The organism is Bifidobacterium rousetti, from assembly GCF_008698235.1.
GTDB lineage: Bacteria > Actinomycetota > Actinomycetes > Actinomycetales > Bifidobacteriaceae > Bifidobacterium > Bifidobacterium rousetti.
In genome coordinates, this window is the sequence record NZ_PEBH01000003.1 from 159,613 (window position 1) to 179,280 (window position 19,668).

Genomic DNA, 19,668 nt, shown 5'->3' on the forward strand with positions numbered 1-19,668 from the left:
GCGTGTGCGGGGCGAACGACGGCAACGGCCAGTACTACGGCGGCGGCTACGGATCATCCCCGCGTGTGCGGGGCGAACGCCTTGGCGGCGTTGAGGTCGGCCTGCGAGGTCGGATCATCCCCGCGTGTGCGGGGCGAACGACGGCAACGGCCAGTACTACGGCGGCGGCTACGGATCATCCCCGCGTGTGCGGGGCGAACAGGGTCAGGCGCTCCTTGAGGCGGATCGCGACCGGATCATCCCCGCGTGTGCGGGGCGAACCATGCTCCAACGCAAAGCCTACGCCGCCGGAGCGGATCATCCCCGCGTGTGCGGGGCGAACAGTCTGATTTTATGCCGAAATGGCGACTGCTTGTTCACTGAAAAAATCGATTCGCACAGTCGTTTCCTGTCAGCTCCGGCAACTCAATATTCAATACGCAATGCTCAGCTCAATGCTCAATACGTGATGTATCCAACATATCAACAAACGCGCCGTCAGCGTCCGAACCTGCGATACCGGGACGCCTTGCTCCATCCGGTTTTCCGTGCTCCGTTCCGCCGTTGCTGCTGGCTTGTATTCGGTCGCATAATCAATTCCAATCCCTCATAGTCCACTGGCTCCCATTCCTGACCATGGGTACGGAACTCCAACCCCTGTTCATTATCGGACGGGAAGACCATTATGGCCCGACCTGTTCCGATATTGTCCAGAATCTGCTCCCACAGCAGCGATCGAACGCGCGCGGTCACCTTGCCCACGTAAACGCCGGGCGAGATCTCAAACAGCCATCGAGTCAAATGCCCGCGCAATTTGGGCGGGGCAACGGTCAATACGATGACTACCATTCCACCTCCTCGTGGAATTCCTCATATGCGTCATATACGTCCATGTCATCGCCGTCGCTGGCGTCACCGGTCGACTGCGGTTCCGAAGAGTAATTCCGCCCGCTTTCCCGATACCCGGAAGCTCCCGCCCACAACTGCGTAGTGATATCCTCCACCTCCAGATGGTCGGTTTCCTCCTCCTCGTCAGTCAGCAACAATGAGCGGACATCCTTAACGCATCTTTGCAGGAATTTCCCGTCTTTCATCCGATCTCGCACACCTCGGCGGGCTGCGGTGGAGACATCCGCCACTTGGTCGGCCACCAGATCGAATGCCAAGGGAATCGTGATATCGACCTTGTACAAATCCGCGATGTCGTATACGAAACTGCGTTCGTTTCTCGCATGGACAAAGCCCAATCCCGGTGAACAGCCCAAGGCGACGATCACCGCATGAACCACACCGTATAAGGCGGTGTTCGCGGCGGATAGCGCCCTGTTCACCTCATCGGCGTCATCGAAATCGGTCACCTTGTATGACCGGCCGCTCCAGGGAACTCCAGTTCTCGCCGACTCACGCTCATACGCACGCCGTACGCGAGTGCCCTCCTTTCCCAGCAACTGCTGCATGGTAAGACCATCGGTCTTCTCATCGGGAAAACGCATCGCGTACATACGTCGCGCCACCTTGACGCGCGACCGCTCCGATGACACCAAACGGGCCTGAGCTTCCAGCAATCGCGTCGATTGGGCGAGAGACACCCCATGACAGTAGTAGCGGACCCCACGCTCTCCGACCCATATGCAGGTCGACCGTGATTCAGCCAACAGGCAGATGGCAGCATAGGTGATATTGCTGCCGGGGCCGAGCATCAGCACGCTCAACGCGGCCGCCGGCACATGTACGGTGCCCCGCGAATCGGTAATCGTCACGGCATTGTCCGCACGGTTCACCACGCAATGTTCCGCGTACAGGAACGTCAATCGGTCCTGTACGCGGACCAACGACGGCAATGACGGCGGCCGTACGCCCGGCACGGCGGTCACATCCTTGCCTCTCCACATTGATTATCGGCCAACGGGACCAAGGTCATCAATCCGAATCCATATCCCTTCGCCCTGCCGATGCCTTCGACGAGCGCACGACGCAACAGATCCGGATCATCAACGACAAGGACTCCGTCAAACGTCGCCGACGCCAACGTCACCGAGGATCCCTTGCGGTTGAACCGTATTTTGCGTGATTCCCGTACCACCACCTCAGGCATTTCCAACCGATTGATCGGCATGTGGAAACCCGCTCGTCGCGCCTGTTTGAACAGCCACTCCTGCTGATCCTCGATGTTCAGGATGCCTTCGCGTCTGCCACGCTGTCCATGTTGACCGGATGGTTCGGAATGGGTTGGATTCGCCTTGAAGCGGAATCCCCATTCCTGCCCGGTTTCCAGTCGTTCAAGAAAAGGTTCATATGAGCATGTCGCGATGGAGGATGAAGGTACGCCCAATTCCTCGGACAACACCTGCTTATCCGGAGCGACCGAGGCGACGATATACATCCTGCTCAGGGATCCATTCCGTCCCGCATCCAATCTCCACAGCACCCTCGAGGCGCCCGTCCGATCCGGATCGACGGAACGGGCCACGATGGCATGCAGTCGTTCCAACGACGCCATCGCATAGGCGGCACGTCGGTGCCGGGAATCGATGATGATCCTGCTGAATTCGGTCATAGCTCCTCCGTATCCGCACCCGTGTCCACGCCGCTGACCGTCTCGAAAAACATGTCATCGTCGAATGCCGTGTTCCGCACCTCGCCTGATTCCCGCTCCTCAGACGACCCAGACGGCCCAGACGGCTCACCGTCGGCGACATCGATATGAACCGTCGGCTGAGGCGGAATCCCACCACCAAGACGCATATATCGACGTAATGTCCAATCGCGTCGTCTCGGATCGAAGCTGACCGGTTGGTCGCGCAACTCGTCCACGAACCCGTTGGCTGTTCCCTCTTCAACCGTCGGCTCGACCACGATGGACAACATTCGGAGATTCCCAAGACCGCCACGCCGCAGTACCGAACGCTGATAGCGTTCCGACGCACGCCACGGCGCATGACGCAACGCATCCTCCAGACCTTCGTCCGTCAGCCACGTCTGAATCGGCCCGTCAGGTGGGCATGACCGGCGCCCCAGGAAGAGCTGATAGTAGGGAGCGGCCAGCGCCTGTCGGTACGATTCCAATTCCTCTCCGTCCGCGCTTTCCAATGCGACGAGGAACACTGCATCCTGCAAGTAGTACCGTCGCGACAACGGAAGCATGTCCCCGTTATCCATACGCGCCGTCTGGAAATCGGACATCAGCGTACCAGGCTGATCGATACGCACACCGAACCGCAATCCCATGAAACGTTCCAACGACTCGTCCCGTTTGACGCCCAACGCGGCGGCGACCATGCCAATGACGCCGCTTTTGGTCGGGCACATCTCGGTCTCACGTCTGGTGAAACGGCTGCTGGACCCCCAGGACTGCATGGGAGCCGCCAATCGCATCAGCAATACCGGCATGGCTCACTCCTGCGTCGAGCGATCCTGCGTCAGTCGATCGCTCACGACCTGTTCAACGTCCGCGACCAGTTCCCTCAGGGAGATGGGCCCCTCCCCTTCACCGAGCAGTTCATCCGCGGCCGCGGTAGCGTCTCCGACGCGCACGACCCACGTATGCACCGGATTGATGCCGTAAGCCTTATCCACGTCCTGCTCCCGGCGAACCAACGCCTCGGTCGCATGCTGAACGTAGCTGGGAGCAACAGGCCGTTCGAACGCCCCGACCAGATTCACCGCCTGGGTGTCACGCAGGTTGACCACTACGAGATCAGGCAGCGTGCCGTGCGCGAAAGTATTGATCTTGCCTTGCGGCATGCTGGTGATGAATGCCTGGACGAAAGCCGCGACCGCCTTGGCCGTCGCCGCTCCATCACCCAAAGTGTCATACAGACGATCGGCATCGACGTTCGCGTACCGGTAGAAGGTCGCGGCGTTGAATTCGATCTGCCCGATCATCGCGGCTCCGGCGTCACCGGCCTCGTCCTCGCTGCGGGTTTTCCTGTCGTCCACGGCGGTGAAGAAATCCGATTCGGAATCGACCGCCTGCACGCTGATCGCATGGGCGACCTGAGCGCAGGCGTCAACGTTCAGATCGGCATCGTCGGCGACCATGCGGCCGAACAACGCCACGTCGATGGATCGATCGTCGGAGACGATAGCCTTGATGGCCTTCCTGTCTCCCTTGATGGCCTTGGCGGCGTCTCCCGTGTCCAACGCCTTGACTGCCAGATCGGCCAGCCGATCGTATTGACGATTGCCGAGAAACAGCAGATACTGCGACTGCTTGGCACGATCGTCATCCGAATCATCGGCGCTCTTCCTTCGGGGTTTTTCCAGTTTGATGCCGGCTCCGTTGTGCAGAACGTTTTCGGCGAGTTCATTTGCCTGCGCAATGTCCAGCTCCGGGCGACGCTGCACGATGCGTCCCGCCAGCTCTTCGACGACGTGTTTCGTGCGCACGCCCAGATCCTTCGGATCGACCAAATCTTCGAATAACTTGCGCGTGGGACGCTTCCACGCCTGACTGGAGACTCGCGCCCGGGTCACTCCACCGTATTCAACCGTTTTGGGACTGCCGGTATCGTCGCGGTTGAGATTGCCTGCGGCGGTCGTTTCCAGCGCGTGGATTTCGATGATGGTGCGGTTGCCGATAGTGGTCATGATTCTTCCTTCCAATGCTGTCGCAACGATTGGTTGTTGCCATCGTTTAGTTGTTGTAGTTGTTGCCATCGTTGATTGTGTCGTTGGTTTTCTGCGCTCCTACATACCCGCGTTGGAAGTCGCGCCCCCACCGCAGCCGGACCCGATTGGCGGATTCCCTGCCGGACCGCAATCCCAGCAGATCCTGCGCGAACATCCCGTAGTTGATGGCGATATGTTCACGCTTGAGCAAACTGATCAGATCCCTTGCGTGCCGGATGAGTTCCTTCCACCCATTCGAGGTCTGCAGCTGAGCGAATCGGCTGCGGATGCCCTTCTCATTGAAGTTCCCGTATGCCATACGCCCTATCGCGTATCCGAGGGAGACGTTCGACTCCGTATACATCGGCATATCGTGGATCGATTGCTGATGCGCCGCGAACAAGGTGATCGCCGCATAGGCCGCACGTTCACGAGCAGTCGGCTCCCCAGTGGCAGAAGATCGGGAACCGACGATATCGGGATCATCCGTTTCGGGCAATGTCCATGCGAGAAGACTCGGATCGTCGCCGATTTCCCGTCCGACACCATGGCGCAGCTTCGCTATCGCAGCGGTTGCAAGGGGATCATCACCCATATATCCCTTCCGACCGCCGCCCGATGATGGCTGACGACCAGTCATCAAGGTGACGACCTGTCTGGAAACCCAACTTCCGAAAGGTGTCAGTCTCGTTTCCCGTGACCGCTCCCGGCTTCGTTGTTCGATGTCTTGTCGTTCCATGGATCATTCTCCTTCGTTGGGGACAACCGGAATAAGCCTGCGGATCTTGTTCCTGTACCAGTTCTCCGCGGCGGCCACGCTGTAGTATGTCGTGGTCGCGACGCCGGTTTTGGGATTCTTGAAGGTGACGGCGCGACCCACAATCGCCTGTGATGGCGCCGCCGCCGCGAGCCGGCCGCCGAGCTCCAGCAAGGTGCGACGTGCGGTCGCGTTCCATTCCCGCTCCGCGCTTTCCGGATCCTTCCCGGAATCGAGGCCGCCCACCCATTGGCGGAACACGGTATCGAACGTGGCGTACCCCGCCTCCCCTGCCTGACGGCGGAACGGTTCCGAGGGAAGCCCCGCCGCGTTGGCGATGTTCCCCGCCAGATTGCACAGCTCCCTGATGCCGTCGTCCACCATTGCCACCGCCTGACACACCGCCTGCCCCAGCTGCGGAACTTGTGAGGACAACACCAGCAGATGCAGATCGAGCACGTCGTCCACCGTGGCGTCGACCACGGCTTCGTTGCTGCCGTACTCGACGCCGAAGGCGTGCAGACGAACCGGCAGATCATTGATACGAACTTTGTCGGACAGCCATCGTAGCGTCAGCGGGCGCAAAGTTTCGGCAGGCCCATCGCCATGTGCTTGCTCGTACTGTTCACCGATGACCAATGTGGGAAGTCCCCTCCACAGCGCCCGTTCGGGATCATGTTTACGGGGCATATACACCACCGGCATCTTCAATGCCTTCTGCTGCGGCTCACTTCGCCGCCACGCGGTCATAGTCTCATCCATGTTGGCGTTCTGCGGTTTCAGACGATCGCCGTTGCAGATGAGCGCACCAGTGACGGTCTCGCCATCGTGCGCCAGCAGCATGCGTCGCGACTGCCAGGTCATCAGTGTCACAGGGCCATGGAAGTAGGAGGTGCCCCCCGTCCTTTCCTGCGGCTGGTCGTATCCGATCTCAGCCGATTCCGACAACGTCGGACGCTCCCATACCGGTACATCGAGCGCGTCACTCCACCCGGCATCGGGGTTATCGATGCCGAACACCTCGGAACCCACGTAGTTCAATATCAGCGTCTGCCACAGGTTCTCCCCCTCAACCAGATATCCGCCCAGATGCCCGGACCAGGCCACACCGATCGGATAGCCTTTGCCTCCCTTGACGCGAGGATCACCGACGGCGCCCGATTTAATGCCGGAAGGGTCAAACGCCTGATCGGTCACCAACCATCTGGCGGCTTCCGCGGCGCCCATCGTCGAAAGCCCCGTTCCACTGCGCGTGGTGAAGAACGGCGCCCCGGACGGGGCATCCAGCACCAGTCGCTCCAATCCGAACATCTCGTTTTTGGCGGTATGCAGCCCCGCCACCTGGTAGAACGGCGCATCGTCGTCGAACAAATCGAAACGATGCCGGTATGCCGAGCAATACTCCGACAATGCCTCCTGTACCGAGGAATCACGAGGACCGGCATCAAACAACGCATACCATTGGTCGACCGATGGATTATGGCCGAACGTCGCGTATACGATGGCGATCAGCAATCTGGTCAGCGCGAAACGCTGCAGGGGCATATCCCCGTCAATGCCCCGAATCAGATCAGCCTGCTCGAAGACCTCCCTGATCGACAGTTGCCGATGCGACCCATCGGTCATGACGACAAGAAGCCATGGCCGATCCATGAGATTGAATGAAACGTCAGTTGCGGACATCCGCCTGCCATCCTTTCTCCTTCGAATAGTGAATGGTCAGTGCCGTATAGTTTATTATGTCACCGCCATCATTCTTTTGGGGGATTTCATAGGCGGCACTTCCCTGATCGTCCAATGCGACCAACAGTTGGCCCGCAAGACCGCGGTCGGCCTGCATGTAGTCGTACCAGCGTTCGGGAACGGCCGCCTCCATGGCGCCGATCACCGAATCAAGATTCAGATAACCCAATGAGGTTCGACTCAACGCGATCGAGCACGAGAGGATGTCACGCACCTGACGGCGGCTCAGAGACGCCACTCCGTTGGGCAGCGGCTCTTCGTCGGGGAAATCTCCCCATGCCGGCAACGACAGTTCCCCGTCGTGCTGCTGCAGCACGATGACCTCGAACGAATCCTCTCCTTCTCGCACCCCGGCGCGTGCGGCGCGTTCCGTGCCGGTTCCCGGAGCTTCGGGATCGGATACGCCCTCGCGCAGCCAATTGTTCAAGTCGAATGGCTGATCGGCGTATTGGGGCTGGAAGATCCTGAATCGGCTCGCCGTGTTCCGGCTGCTTCTCATGTCCTCCTCCATTGCCGCCATCGACTCGATCTCACCATGCCGACCCTGCCTCCATGATTCCCGACAAATCGGATCGCGGCCGTATACGGTCTGCACCAACCGGGGTATGTCCCCCGGTACGTTCACCTGTCGAGTCTTGCCGGGTTCGACGCCCAGCGCCGATAGGGAACGCAGCAACAGACACCGCTGATAGACATTGCATATTCCAGAGGCAAATTCCGGTGGATCGCCCGAACTCCATTTGGCGATTCCGGTGATGGCGAGTGCGGCTTTGCGCAGCGGCTCCGGCCGGTCGCATTCCCCCTCACCTCGATGATGGCGATGCAGACGCCCGGCACGCTGCAGAATCAGATCGATCGGGGCGATATCGGTGATCATCAGATCGAAATCCACATCCAGCGACTGCTCGACGACCTGAGTCGCCACGACGATGCCGGTTCGCGATGACTGCGAACCATGTTTGCCGTATCGTGCGAGCAGTTCGCGGTCGATGCGCGCACGATCGCAGGCGAGGAACCGGGAATGCGCCAGCATGATGTCGACATCGCGCCCCATCTCCTGCCGCAGCATCTGATAAGTGGACTGGGCGCGGGAGACCGTGTCGCGGATGACCACCGCACAACCACCGTCGCGCAGCTTTTCCCTGAGTGTTCGGACCAGCACATCATCGTCATCCGTCAGCATCGACACGTCGATGTCGATGGCGCGGCCCGACGGCTTCGGCGTCGACGGCTCATGCACCCGAGATGCCGTCGCCAACGAGATCAGCGGATATCGCAGATCGACCGCATCGGAGCCATCCACCGGCGTCTGCACGGTTCCTTTCCTCGGATGGTCACGATGCGGCAACGTCGAAACGCGGCCTCTCGAAGGCAGCCGTGATGGCAGTCTCGATGGCAGTCCTGAAGAACGTTTTGGAGACAACTCAGGTTCGGTAGCCGCGTTGTCCGTCCTTGCCTGTGTCATTCCAGAGTCCATGGACTTCACGGCATTCGCGGCACGCGCACCATCGCGGTATGCCCGCAGGAATTCCTCGCGCCGCTCCTGCGGCAACGTCGCGCTGAGCATGATGACCGGAACTCCGTATGCGCCCAACCACGAGAGCACGGTCGTCATATAGACGTTCATATATGCGGTGTTGGAATGAATCTCATCCAGAATCACGACCTTGCCGGCGAGCGCAAGATGCCTGAGCACGACATATTTGCTTTTCAGTCCGGTCATCAATATCTGGTCGATGGTGCCGACGACAAAGCAGGAGAGATTGCCTCGTCGTCGTCCCGTCAGCCATGAGTTGACAACCGCCTGCAAGGCGGCGTGGCTGACATACGCGCTGTCGTGGCGGCCATGGCCGGGATCGTTATCATCGGTGTCGACGATTCCGATGGAAGGCACGTTCCAGACGGGATCGTCATCCAGACAACCGCCATCGTCGAACCATTGCTCGCGAAGCCGCTCGTAGTCGTCGTTGAGTTCGTTCTTGCCGTGCGCCAGATACAGGGATGCCGTTCCCGGCCGATTGTCGACCGGGAGCCGACTTATCCACGAGAGCACACGCGCGAACATGGCGTTGACCGTCGCCTGGCTCGGCAGGGCATAGTAGATTCCGCCGCAATGGAACCGGTTCGCGAGAATCTCAGCGGCGATCAATGCCGCTTCGGTTTTGCCCTCACCCATGTTGGCTTCGACGATCATCAATCCGGGGGATTCCATGGTTTGTGCCAATCGCGCGGCTTCTCGCTGCACCGGGCGCAGACGAGCACCGGGTATGACGAATCGGTCGGCGAACATCTCGTCCGGGGAGAGTTCTGGCGTATGCGCATGCCACGGCTCGGGAAGACGCAGCATCCGCCATGCACGGCCCGCACGCCGAACCGGGTCAAAGGACACTTCGTCCGACATCCCCTCGTTCAAGGGGAACAGACGGCTGTCGCTGGCGATCCAGTCGGCCACGACCACCAGCGAGGTCAGGATGATCTGCGTCCGTCTTCTCATTGGACGGTTCTGAAGCGCTTGCAACGTCGGGATCGCACCCGTTGTGTCCGCCACCCAGTCCAGCAGTTCGTTGCGCACTGTGTTCCACGCATCATCGCCGATGAACTTGGCCATGCGATAGCTCGTTGAAGGATCCACAAGGTCCTTTTTCTCGTCTGTCAACGAGGTGCCGTGATGCCCTGCCACGACACACGCCATATCGTAGGCGAATGTTCCCGGCGCGACCGGGAATCCCTGTCTGCCGAACCATTCCAAAACAGCTACATACCCCACCAGTTCGTGACGATACGACGACCGCTCCCGGTCCACGGCGACGATCGGATCGATACGCAGTCCCGTTCGCCTCGTCTCGTCCGCGAACCTTTCGCTTTGCACGACGAACGCCGGCGAGGCTTTGCCGATGTCATGGACCGAGGCGATGAACCGGTATAGTTCGCGGGCCGCCTGCCGACTGCCGATATCGTCTGTCAGCATGGCTTTGATGTCGTCCGCGACGAACTCGTCCCACACGTGCAACGCTGTTTCGCCGGTGTCACTCAGATGCTGCGTCAGCCGCAGATACCGGTCATCGTCCACTTGCCCGCGATAGACCGTCTTCGCCCAGATGGATAACGCGCGTCGTGAAAGTCCTGGGCGCCCTTGAGGAAAATGCTTCGTCATACGCTCAACTCCGCCTCAATTGTGCCGCATATTCATCCAATACCCCCAGAATGCCTTTATGCTCCCATACGACGTTACGGCGTCCTCCCGTACTTTCTACGAGTACCCCATGCCCTGTAAGCGTTGTGAGGGCACGACCCGCCGTCATCGACGAGATTCCCAACGTGCGTTGCAGATATGCACGATTAATGATCGGCTGCTCGATCAGCTTCGGCAAGACTCGCCAAACTGCGGAATCCTTACGTACCCCTTGTAGCCGCTGACGTGCCTTATCCAGTTCGACTTCCAAAGCGTCGATCAGTTTGACGCCCGTCGTTCCCGCATAACGGCATGCATCGGCGAAACATTCCACTATAGGACGGGCATCACCGGTACGATACTCTTGCAGTGCCTTGAAATAGCGTGCTGTGTCAGTCAGCAGTCCCGCCGATACCGGTGGCGTGGTGTGTGTAATCAACCCTTTGTTACGCAATACCGCATGCACCAAGGCACGACCGACTCGTCCGTTGCCGTCGACGAATGGATGAATCGTCTCGAATTGAGCATGTGCGATGGCACATTGCATGACGATAGGTAGATCGTCCCGCTGCAGAAAAGCCAGAAGATCGTCCATGCAACGAGGAATCAACTCAGCTTGAGGAGCCACATGGGTGGCGTCACGCGGACTTCGACCGCCCACCCATACCAATTGATCACGATACCGTCCGGCATATGCGGAGAATCCGTCCTGTACGGATAGCAACGCTCGATGCATGGCAAGCAGATGAGACTCACCAAGATCCTTGGCGAAATCCAACGCCGTTTCCATGGCATGAACATTGCCTACCACCACACGAGCGTTGCCGCCACGACTTTCGCCTTCACCCAATTCCTGCAAAGCGAGTTTCTTCGCCCCAACAGTAAGGTTCTCGATCTGTGAGGAAGACGTGGATTCCGTACGCAGCAAAATGGACGCCATCGGACTCAGCTCGCGATCCGTTGATTCGAATTTGGTTGCCGCATATGCATCAAATCGGCTCAGGGCTGAAGCAGCCTCCTCCAGATTCGCACTGATATCAGCGGGCACATCGAATAGATAGCCAGCGATCGTCGTCGGTATAGTTGAGTCATATGCTCCGGTTTGTCGTTTCCGTTCGGTCCTTGACATATACGAGTCGAACGCCGGATGCCAGATATGCGTCTCATGTCCTACTGGCGGCACTGTCAGAGGTGCTGCATCATCTGTTACTGCCATATGTCTTCCTTAACACATAATCACTTAACTGTTAGATGTAACTTAAACAAAAACTACTACTCTTTCTATAGGAAGATATTACCATACAACGCCGTCAACAACACCCCCGCCTATGCAGGGACTACTGTAACCAGAAACTCCTACTCGGCTCACCCCCGCGCTTGCGGGGCAGCATGCACAGCTTATAAGCCAGTGGCTTCGCTACGCATCAGCATAGCGAAGCCACTATGGCTTGACAATGAGCTGTATCCGCCTGTCAGGTATCGGTACAGTCGACCAGCTCACACCACTCAGGCAGGCTCAGGCCTTGGACACCTCGGCCTTGAGCTCCTCGCCCTCGGCCACCGCGAAATCGGCGGCGGCGAGCGTGGCGGAGGCGATCAGGTCGCGGAAGGCCTCGACCTTCGCGACCTCGGCGGCCGGCACGGTCAGGGTCAGCGTGACATGGTCGGCCACGTCGAGGCCGGCCTCCTTACGCGCGTCCTGGATCACGCGGATCGCGTCGCGGGCGTAGCCCTCGGCCTCGAGCTCCGGCGTGAGCGCCGTGTCGAGGATCACGAAGCCGCCGGTCGGCAGCGCGGCGGACACGGACACGGCCTCCTCGGCGGCGTCCTTCTCCTCCACGCGGTTGATGAGCTCGTACTCGCCGTCCTCGAGCGCGATGTCGCCGTTCGGGGTCTCGACGACCGGCGCGCCGTTGGCGGAGTCCACATGCCAGGCGCCGGACTTGGACGCCTTGATCGCGAACTGGACGTCCTTGCGCAGGCGCTTGCCGGCGACGCGCGCGTTGACGCGCAGCTCGTGCACGATCTTGAGGCCCTGCGAGGCGGCGTCCTCCAGCGTCGAGAACTCGAGGTCCTTGACGTTGAGCTCGGACTTGAGCAGCCCGTCGTAGGCACGCACCGCGTCCACGTCCTCGGCCACGACGGTCAGCTTGCTCAGCGGCTGACGCACGCGGATCTTGGCGGCCTTGCGCAGCGACAGGGTGCCGGAGACGACCTCGCGGACCTTCTCCATCGCGGCGACCAGCGCCGGATCGTCGACGAGCACGCGGCCCAGCTCGGTGTCCTCGCCGGTCTGCTCGTCCACGACGAACGGCCAGTCGGCCAGATGCACGGATTCGCCGCCGGTCAGGCCGCGCCACACCGACTCGGCCTCCATCGGGGCGAGCGGCGCGAGCACGCGCATGAACGCTTCGAGCACGGTGTACAGCGTGTTGAACGCGCTTTCGTCCTTGTTGAGGAAGCGGTCGCGGCTGTTGCGGATGTACCAGTTGGTGAGCACGTCGATGAAGTCGGACGCGGCGTCGCACGCGTCGGAGATCGCGAACTCGTTGAGCGACTTCTCGGCGGAGAGCACCAGACGGCGGGTGCGGGCCAGCAGGTAGCGGTCCATCTCGGGCAGGGAAGCTACCTCCTCCGGGCACAGCTGGCGCGCGTCGTAGCCGGCGGCGTTGGCGTACAGCGTGAAGAAGTAGTAGGAGCTCCACACCGGCAGCATGACCTGGCGGACCGTGTCGCGGATGCCCTCGGCGGTGACGATGAGGTTGCCGCCGCGGAGGATCGGCGAGCTCATGAGGAACCAGCGCATCGCGTCGGAGCCGTACTTGTCGAACACGCCGTTGACGTCCGGGTAGTTCCTCAGGTGCTTCGACATCTTCTGGCCGTCGGAGCCGAGAACGATGCCGTGGCAGATCACGTTCTTGAACGCCGGACGGTCGAACAGCGCGGTCGCCATGACATGCAGCAGGTAGAACCAGCCGCGGGTCTGGCCGATGTACTCGACGATGTAGTCGGCCGGGAAGTGCTGCTCGAACTTCTCCTTGTTCTCGAACGGGTAGTGGAACTGCGCGAACGACATGGAGCCGGATTCGAACCAGCAGTCGAGCACGTCCGTGATGCGGTGCATGTGGCTCTTGCCGGTCGGGTCGTCCGGGTTGACGCGGGTCAGGTTGTCGATCCACGGACGGTGCATGTTGATGTTGCCGTCCTTGTCGCGCGGGTAGTCGCCGAAGTCCGCTTTAAGCTCGTCCAGCGAGCCGTACACGTCGACGCGCGGGTGCTTCGGGTCGTCGGAGACCCACACCGGGATCGGCGAGCCCCAGAAGCGGTTGCGGGAGATCGACCAGTCGCGCGCGTTGGCGAGCCACTTGCCGAACTGGCCGTCCTTGACGTTGTCCGGGATCCAGTTGATCTCCTGGTTGAGCTCCAGCAGGCGCGGCTTGATCTTGGTCACGGAGACGAACCACGAACTGACCGGCTTGTAGATCAGCGGCGTGGCGCAGCGCCAGCAGTGCGGATAGGAGTGCACGTAGCTCTTCTCCTGGAAGAGGATCGCACGGCGATCCTCCGGGATGGAGGCGAGCGGGCCGTCGCCGGCGCGCAGGTTCCTAAGGATCGGCAGATTGGCGTCGAAGACGAACATGCCCTCATAGTCAGGGCACTGCGCGGTGAAACGGCAGCCCTCGTCGAGCACGTCGGTGCTCTTGATGCCCTTGGCGTTGAGGGTGTTCATATCGTCCTCGCCGTAAGGCGCCTGATGCACGAGGCCGGTACCCTCGACGGTGTCGACGTAGTCGGCGGTGAAGATCGTGTAGCCGTTCGGGCCGGGCACGTGGCCCTCGGATTCGGCGGTCTCGCCGGCGAAGTACGGGAAGACCGGGTAGTAGCGGCGGCCGGCGAGGTCGGAGCCCTTGAGCTCGCGCACGATCTCGTAGTTCTCGCCGAGCTCCTTGGCGTAGGAGGCGAGCAGCGGCTTGCCGAGGTAGAACTTCTTGCCGGCGAACTTGCCTTCGGTGGGCCTGACCTCGACGTAGTCGATGTCCGCGCCGACGACGATCGCGAAGTTGGTGGGCACGGTCCACGGGGTGGTGGTCCAGAAGACGGCGTAGGCGTCCTCCTCGTCACGCAGCTTGACGGCCACGGAGACGGTGGTGTCCTGACGGTCCTGATAGACGTCGGCGTCCATGCGCAACTCGTGCGCGGACAGCGGCGTGCGGTCCTTCGGGCAGTACGGCAGCACGCGGTAGCCCTGGTAGGCGAGGCCCTTGTCGTAGAGCTGCTTGAACGCCCACATCACGGACTCCATGTACGGGATGTTCAGCGTCTTGTAGCCGTGCTCGAAGTCGACCCAGCGGGCCTGACGGTGCACGTAGTCCTGCCATTCGTGCGTGTACTTGAGCACGGAGGCGCGGCAGGCGTCGTTGAACTTGTCGATGCCCATCTTCTCGATCTGGTCGACCGAGTCGATGCCGAGCTCCTTCTGCGCCTCGAGCTCGGCGGGCAGGCCGTGGGTGTCCCAGCCGAAGACGCGGTTGACCTTGCGGCCCTTCATCGTCTGGTAGCGCGGGATCACGTCCTTGGCGTAGCCCGTGAGCAGGTGGCCGTAGTGCGGCAGGCCGTTCGCGAACGGCGGGCCGTCGAAGAACACGAACTCGTTCTGGCTGTGGTCGCCGGAGGGGTTGCGTTCGACGGACTTCTGGAAGGTGTCGTCCTTGTCCCAGTAGTCGAGGACGGTCTCCTCCATGTGCGGGAAGCTGGGGTTCGGCGCGACGTGCGCGGTCTCGCCGCCCTCGTTCGCCTTGGGATATACGTTGTCGCTCACCGTGTGGTTCTCCTCGTATATGCTTCGTTGGTTTCATACGAGGACGACTTTGGTTCCGACGACGCTGCGCCGCCGGTCCCGCCACCGCGGTACCACCTCGCTTGTCGCGCGTGCGTCCGGGCGATTGCCCCGGCGCGTTCCGCGTGACCGCTTGCGTTCGGCTGTCTCGGGCCGATCCCGTCGGTTCTACTGAGTCCGATCGACGCCGAGACGTTACCGCCCGGACGTGCGCATGGACCGTTCTTCCGAAGGCTCCCCGCTGATGACGGATCATTGCCTGACTGCGATGCACATCGTAGCACGGCGCGGCGCCAAATCAAGGTGCCGGTTTCATGACGGTTCCATCCGGTCGATCAACTCAAAAACCGGCTCAGCCGGCGCTGCTGCGGCCCCATGCCGTCCTTGGATCGCGCGTAGGACAGGTGCAGCGTGTCCTCGGCGCGGGTGATGCCGACGTACATGAGCCGCCGCTCCTCCTCGAGCTCGTCGCCGGGCATGGGCGACCCGTACGGCATCAACCCCTCGGAGCAGCCGATGAGGAAGACGTGCTTGAACTCGAGGCCCTTCGACGCGTGGACCGTGGAGACCGTGACCTGTCCGAGTCGCGCGGCCCACGCCCGCGCCCGTTCGCCCTCGGTGGAGGTTGTGGACGCCGAACCGTCGGACATCGGACCGTCGGACGCGGTCGACTCCGACGACGACGCCTCCCGCAGCGCCTCGACCATCGCGATGCGCTGCGCCGCGTCCAGATCGGCGACCGGCGTGGACGCGGGGCCTCCCCCGTCGCGCTTGACCCGGTAGCGCAGTCCGGCGTGCCGCAGCGCCGTGCAGCACACCGCCTGCTGCGCGTTGATGCGCGTCAGGATCGCGCAGTCGGCGGGACTCACCCCCTTCTCCATCAGGCGCAGGATGCGCGCCGCGACGCCGCGCGCCTCGTCGAGGTCGGTCTCGTACACCGTGCGTTCGATGCGATGCCCCTTCTCCCGGCCCGACTTGAGTTTGAGGTACTCGTGCCTGACCGGCGATGCGGCGAGGACTCGATTCGCGTACGAGACGATCTGCGGGGTGGACCGGTAGTCGGTGTCGAGCGAGACGTCGGCGGTCAGCGGCGCGAACTCGTCGGCGAAGGAGAGCAGGTCGTAGCTGGAGGCGCCGGCGAACGAGTAGATGGTCTGCGCCGGATCGCCCACCACGCACACGTCGCGGTTCTCGTCGCCGAGCCACAGGCGCATCAGCCGGTGCTGCAGCGGCGAGACGTCCTGGTACTCGTCGACGGTGAGCCATCCGATCGAACGCCGGATCGTAGCGGCCGCCTCGTCGAACCCCTCGAGCACATGGCATGCCATGAGCAGGATGTCGTCGAAGTCCATCGCGCCGCGCACGGTCTTCTCCTGCTCGTACGCGTCGTAGATGTCGGCGAACCGCTCGGGGTCGAGCCCGGCGGGGCGGCATCGGTCGGTCACGGCGGCGACGCGCGCCGTCTGGTCGGGCGCCACGAGGGAGATCTTCGCCCAGTTGATCTCGTCGCGTATCGTGCGCACGGCCAGGTCGTCCGTGTCGATGTCCGGGTCGACGCGGTGCATCGCGCGGGCGACGATGTCGCGCGCGTCGTCGACCAGTCGGGGGAACGGGGCGTCGCACACGTCGGACCACACGCGACGCAGCTGGTGGAGGGCCGCGGAGTGGAACGTCGCGGCCGTGACCGTGTCGCCGATGCCGAGCGACGACAGGCGCACGCGCATCTCCGCCGCCGCCTTGACGGAGAACGTGACGGCGAGCGTGCGCACCGGGTCCCACACCCCGGTCGCGCAGGCGTAGGCGATGCGGCGCGTGACGGTGCGGGTCTTGCCGGCGCCGGCGCCGGCGATGATGCGCACCGGCCCCTCCAGCGCCGTCGCGGCGACCAGCTGCGCGTCGTCAAGCCCTTCGAGCAGCTCCCTGGCCGATCCCTGATACCCCGCATCCATGCCTTTCATTGTGGCAAGTGGCGTGGCCATCGTGGTCCCTTGTATTACTGTGGGAGTGTGACTGAACGTAATGAACTGATGCTGGCGGCCCTCACCTCGGCCGCGCTGCCGTCCGTGATCGTGGCCGGCGTGTTTCCGGGCGCCACGCACATCGGCGGCATCGATCAGGCGCAGGTGCGCGACCTGACCGGCAAGACGTATGACGTGTACGCCACCGACGACGAACGGGGGCGCAAGCGACTCGCGGCGCGCGTGAAGGCGGCGAAGGCGCTGGCCGACGCACGCGAGCCAGGCGGGCTCGGCTTCGCCTTCGACCGTGTGCTCGCGTTCGTGCCCGGCGACAATCCGAACGGTCCGACCGGCACGACCGCGGTGATGGTGGCGATGCATCAGGACGGCCGCGAGCGCGACCTCAACCTGCTCACGCTGGACGACTGCGCGTCGATGGGCACGGCGATCGGCGCGATCCACCGCCTGAACCCGATGTTCCTGACCAAGGCCGGCTACCCGGTGTTCGTCACGGAGCAGATCAGGGCGCAGCTGGTCGCCTGGATCGCGCGTCTCAAGCACGCGGGCCATGTGCCGCCGGAGATCACGAACAGCTGGGCGAAGATCCTCGAGACGGAGGGGCTGTGGTCGTTCCGCACATGCCTCGTGCACGGCGGCTTCGAGGACGGCGACGTGCGTTTCGACAGCTCGACGATCACCGCGATCAACAACTGGCAGAACATGCAGGTCAACGATCCGGCGCGCGATCTCGCGTGGATCTTCTCCAAGCTCGACGAGGACCATCGCAACGCGGTCCTGACGGCGTACGGGCGCATGATGGGCAACCGTCTGGACGACCTCATCATGCTGCGCGCCAACCTGTGGGTGCAGATGGAGCAGGTGGGCGAGTTCATCCAGGCGCTCAATAAGGCTGACACGCAGGGCATCATCCGATTCAAGGCGCAGGTGGACCGTCTGGCGCACCAGCTGGGGGTGACCTCGCGCGCGGTGGACGACAGCCAGGCCGCGGCCAAGGCGCGTCGGGCCGGGGCCGCGGGGGCCGCCGGCGCCGCGGGCGCGGACGTCTCCGACGACACCAACGACAATCCGCCGTCGACGATCACCGTGGGCACGCTGCTCAAGGACGGCGAGCGCCGTCGCGCGGCGGCCAAGGCCGCGGAGGAGGCCGCGCGCCGCGCCCGTGGGGCTCAGGGGGCGCAGGCTGGCGCGGACGAGACCGCCGAGTCCGACAGGACCGGTTCGGCGAACATCGCCGCGGCCGGGCGCATCGCGGTGCCGACCGGCAACGACGACACGATGGATGCGCCGATCGACGCGCCGATGGCGACGGTTCCGCCGAGCTTCCAAGTGGGTGCGGTCCGTCCCAAGTCCGGCGCCGCCGGAACGACCGGCTCGACCGGCTCGACGAAGCCGCAGCCGGCCGCCGCATATCCCGACATGCCCGCGCCGCAGTCCAGCGAGACCATCACGATGAGCCCGTTCGACGCCCCGTCCGCGGATTCCGATCAGAGTGATGACGACGATGACGACACCGGCGAGCGCGACATCCGCGCGGTCGGCGATAAGCCTGCGTCGGATGATCCGGCGCCGGTCTCATTCCCGGTCGCGGCGTCGGTGGCGCACGGCTCGTTCGGCACCGACCGGCTCATGGACCCGCCGGAGTCCGAGGATGCGCGTCCGCAGCGGGATCGCGCGAGCAACACCGCCACGATCGTGATCCCGCTGCTCGAGCGCGAGGAGCGGGCGCTGCGCGACGCCCGAGCCGGTCTCGAGTTCGACGACGAGACCTTCGACGAGGCACCGTCCGCGGCGTCGGACGAGTCGGTCGCATCGGCCGAGCCGGCATCCCCAGCCACGGCCGCCGACGTGCGCGACGAGGCCCCGGACGAATCGGACGACACCGACTCGAAGCCGGTCGTCGCGGTCACGAGTGAGCCCGACGAACCTCACAACTTCGACGAGACGTCACGGCCCGAAGGTGACGATCGAGACGATGCCGACGCACCGACGTATGGGTCCGACATCGAACCGGATAAGGACGACGACACCGCGGACAACGCACCGATCGCAGCCGAAACGGTCGCAGCCGAGGTCGAGGTCTCGGTCGAGGAGACGGACGAGGCCACCGGAGACGGCACCGAGGACGACGACACCGGCGAGGCGAAGACCACGCCGAAGGCGTAATCGCGCCGCGACCCGCACGCCCGGACCGGCGGACGGGCACAATGGACAATCAAACGGAAACAACCGAACATCACCGAACACGGATGTACACGGACACCAAGGAAAGGAACCACATGGACATCGAACTGGGCATCAGGAACGTCGCTCGCGCCGTCACCTTCAGCACCGAGGAATCGGCCGACTCGGTCAACGAGACGATCGCCAAGGCCGTCGCCGAGGGCCAGCCGATCGAGCTGACCGACGACAAGGGCCGTCGCATCATCGTGCCGGCCGACGCGCTCGGCTACGCGATCGTCGGCTCCGAGACCAAGCACGCCGTCGGTTTCGGCGCGCTGTGACGCGCTCGTCGCCGCAGTTTCGCCACGCTGAAGGGGATGACTCCAAAAGGAGCCATCCCCTTTCCTGTATCTGATCGCCGTATCCGATC

Annotated in this window: 12 protein-coding genes, 1 pseudogene and 1 CRISPR repeat array (1 of these 14 only partly in view); of the genes and pseudogenes, 2 read left to right on the forward strand and 11 right to left on the reverse strand. The window is 62.6% G+C overall.

What is annotated here, in order from left to right:
* Positions 1 to 322: direct repeats of the CRISPR family, unit length 29 nt; unit sequence CGGATCATCCCCGCGTGTGCGGGGCGAAC (it extends 1,441 nt beyond the left edge of the window).
* Between the two features lie 155 nt (positions 323 to 477).
* The 11 genes from cas2e to CSQ85_RS05210 all read right to left on the reverse strand — a co-directional run bounded on the left by cas2e (position 478) and on the right by CSQ85_RS05210 (position 17,057).
* A complete protein-coding gene (cas2e, locus tag CSQ85_RS05155) occupies positions 478 to 828 on the reverse strand; it encodes a type I-E CRISPR-associated endoribonuclease Cas2e (protein WP_150383157.1) in 351 nt (116 codons plus the stop codon).
* Positions 822 to 1,853: a type I-E CRISPR-associated endonuclease Cas1e gene (cas1e, locus tag CSQ85_RS05160; protein WP_223846853.1), complete on the reverse strand. Its 1,032-nt coding sequence runs from the start codon at positions 1,851 to 1,853 to the stop codon at positions 822 to 824. The genes cas2e and cas1e overlap by 7 nt, the downstream gene beginning before the upstream one ends.
* On the reverse strand, positions 1,850 to 2,536 hold the full coding sequence (gene cas6e / locus CSQ85_RS05165; protein ID WP_150383158.1) for a type I-E CRISPR-associated protein Cas6/Cse3/CasE: 687 nt from the start codon (positions 2,534 to 2,536) through the stop codon (positions 1,850 to 1,852). The genes cas1e and cas6e overlap by 4 nt, the downstream gene beginning before the upstream one ends.
* On the reverse strand, positions 2,533 to 3,369 hold the full coding sequence (gene cas5e, locus CSQ85_RS05170) for a type I-E CRISPR-associated protein Cas5/CasD (RefSeq protein ID WP_150383159.1): 837 nt from the start codon (positions 3,367 to 3,369) through the stop codon (positions 2,533 to 2,535). The genes cas6e and cas5e overlap by 4 nt, the downstream gene beginning before the upstream one ends.
* Before the next feature lie 3 nt (positions 3,370 to 3,372).
* Positions 3,373 to 4,569: a type I-E CRISPR-associated protein Cas7/Cse4/CasC gene (gene cas7e, locus CSQ85_RS05175; RefSeq protein WP_150383160.1), complete on the reverse strand. Its 1,197-nt coding sequence runs from the start codon at positions 4,567 to 4,569 to the stop codon at positions 3,373 to 3,375.
* Positions 4,570 to 4,615: 46 nt separating this feature from the next.
* Positions 4,616 to 5,329 (reverse strand): type I-E CRISPR-associated protein Cse2/CasB, encoded by a 714-nt coding sequence (gene casB, locus CSQ85_RS05180; protein ID WP_150383161.1) that lies wholly within the window; start codon positions 5,327 to 5,329, stop codon positions 4,616 to 4,618.
* Positions 5,330 to 5,332: 3 nt separating this feature from the next.
* Positions 5,333 to 7,030, reverse strand: coding sequence for a type I-E CRISPR-associated protein Cse1/CasA (gene casA / locus CSQ85_RS05185; RefSeq protein ID WP_150383162.1), 1,698 nt, complete (start codon positions 7,028 to 7,030; stop codon positions 5,333 to 5,335).
* Positions 7,017 to 10,244 (reverse strand): CRISPR-associated helicase Cas3', encoded by a 3,228-nt coding sequence (cas3, locus tag CSQ85_RS05190; protein ID WP_150383163.1) that lies wholly within the window; start codon positions 10,242 to 10,244, stop codon positions 7,017 to 7,019. Before cas3 ends, casA begins: the two co-directional genes overlap by 14 nt.
* Positions 10,245 to 10,248: 4 nt before the next feature.
* Positions 10,249 to 11,478 carry a Fic family protein gene (locus CSQ85_RS05195; RefSeq protein WP_190972898.1) on the reverse strand — a complete coding sequence of 410 codons (1,230 nt, stop codon included), beginning with the start codon at positions 11,476 to 11,478 and terminating at the stop codon, positions 10,249 to 10,251.
* A gap of 300 nt (positions 11,479 to 11,778) precedes the next feature.
* Positions 11,779 to 15,081 (reverse strand): mupirocin-resistant isoleucine--tRNA ligase, encoded by a 3,303-nt coding sequence (gene ileS, locus CSQ85_RS05200; protein WP_150383164.1) that lies wholly within the window; start codon positions 15,079 to 15,081, stop codon positions 11,779 to 11,781.
* A gap of 353 nt (positions 15,082 to 15,434) precedes the next feature.
* Positions 15,435 to 17,057 (reverse strand): ATP-dependent helicase, encoded by a 1,623-nt coding sequence (locus CSQ85_RS05210; RefSeq protein ID WP_150383249.1) that lies wholly within the window; start codon positions 17,055 to 17,057, stop codon positions 15,435 to 15,437.
* 69 nt (positions 17,058 to 17,126) lie between these two features.
* On the opposite strand from CSQ85_RS05210, the pseudogene CSQ85_RS05215 reads away from it, so the two are divergent.
* A pseudogene (locus CSQ85_RS05215) lies at positions 17,127 to 18,530 on the forward strand (phosphotransferase); the annotation flags it as partial.
* 824 nt (positions 18,531 to 19,354) lie between these two features.
* Positions 19,355 to 19,579, forward strand: coding sequence for a DUF3107 domain-containing protein (locus CSQ85_RS05225; RefSeq protein WP_150383165.1), 225 nt, complete (start codon positions 19,355 to 19,357; stop codon positions 19,577 to 19,579).
* Positions 19,580 to 19,668 lie beyond the last annotated feature (89 nt).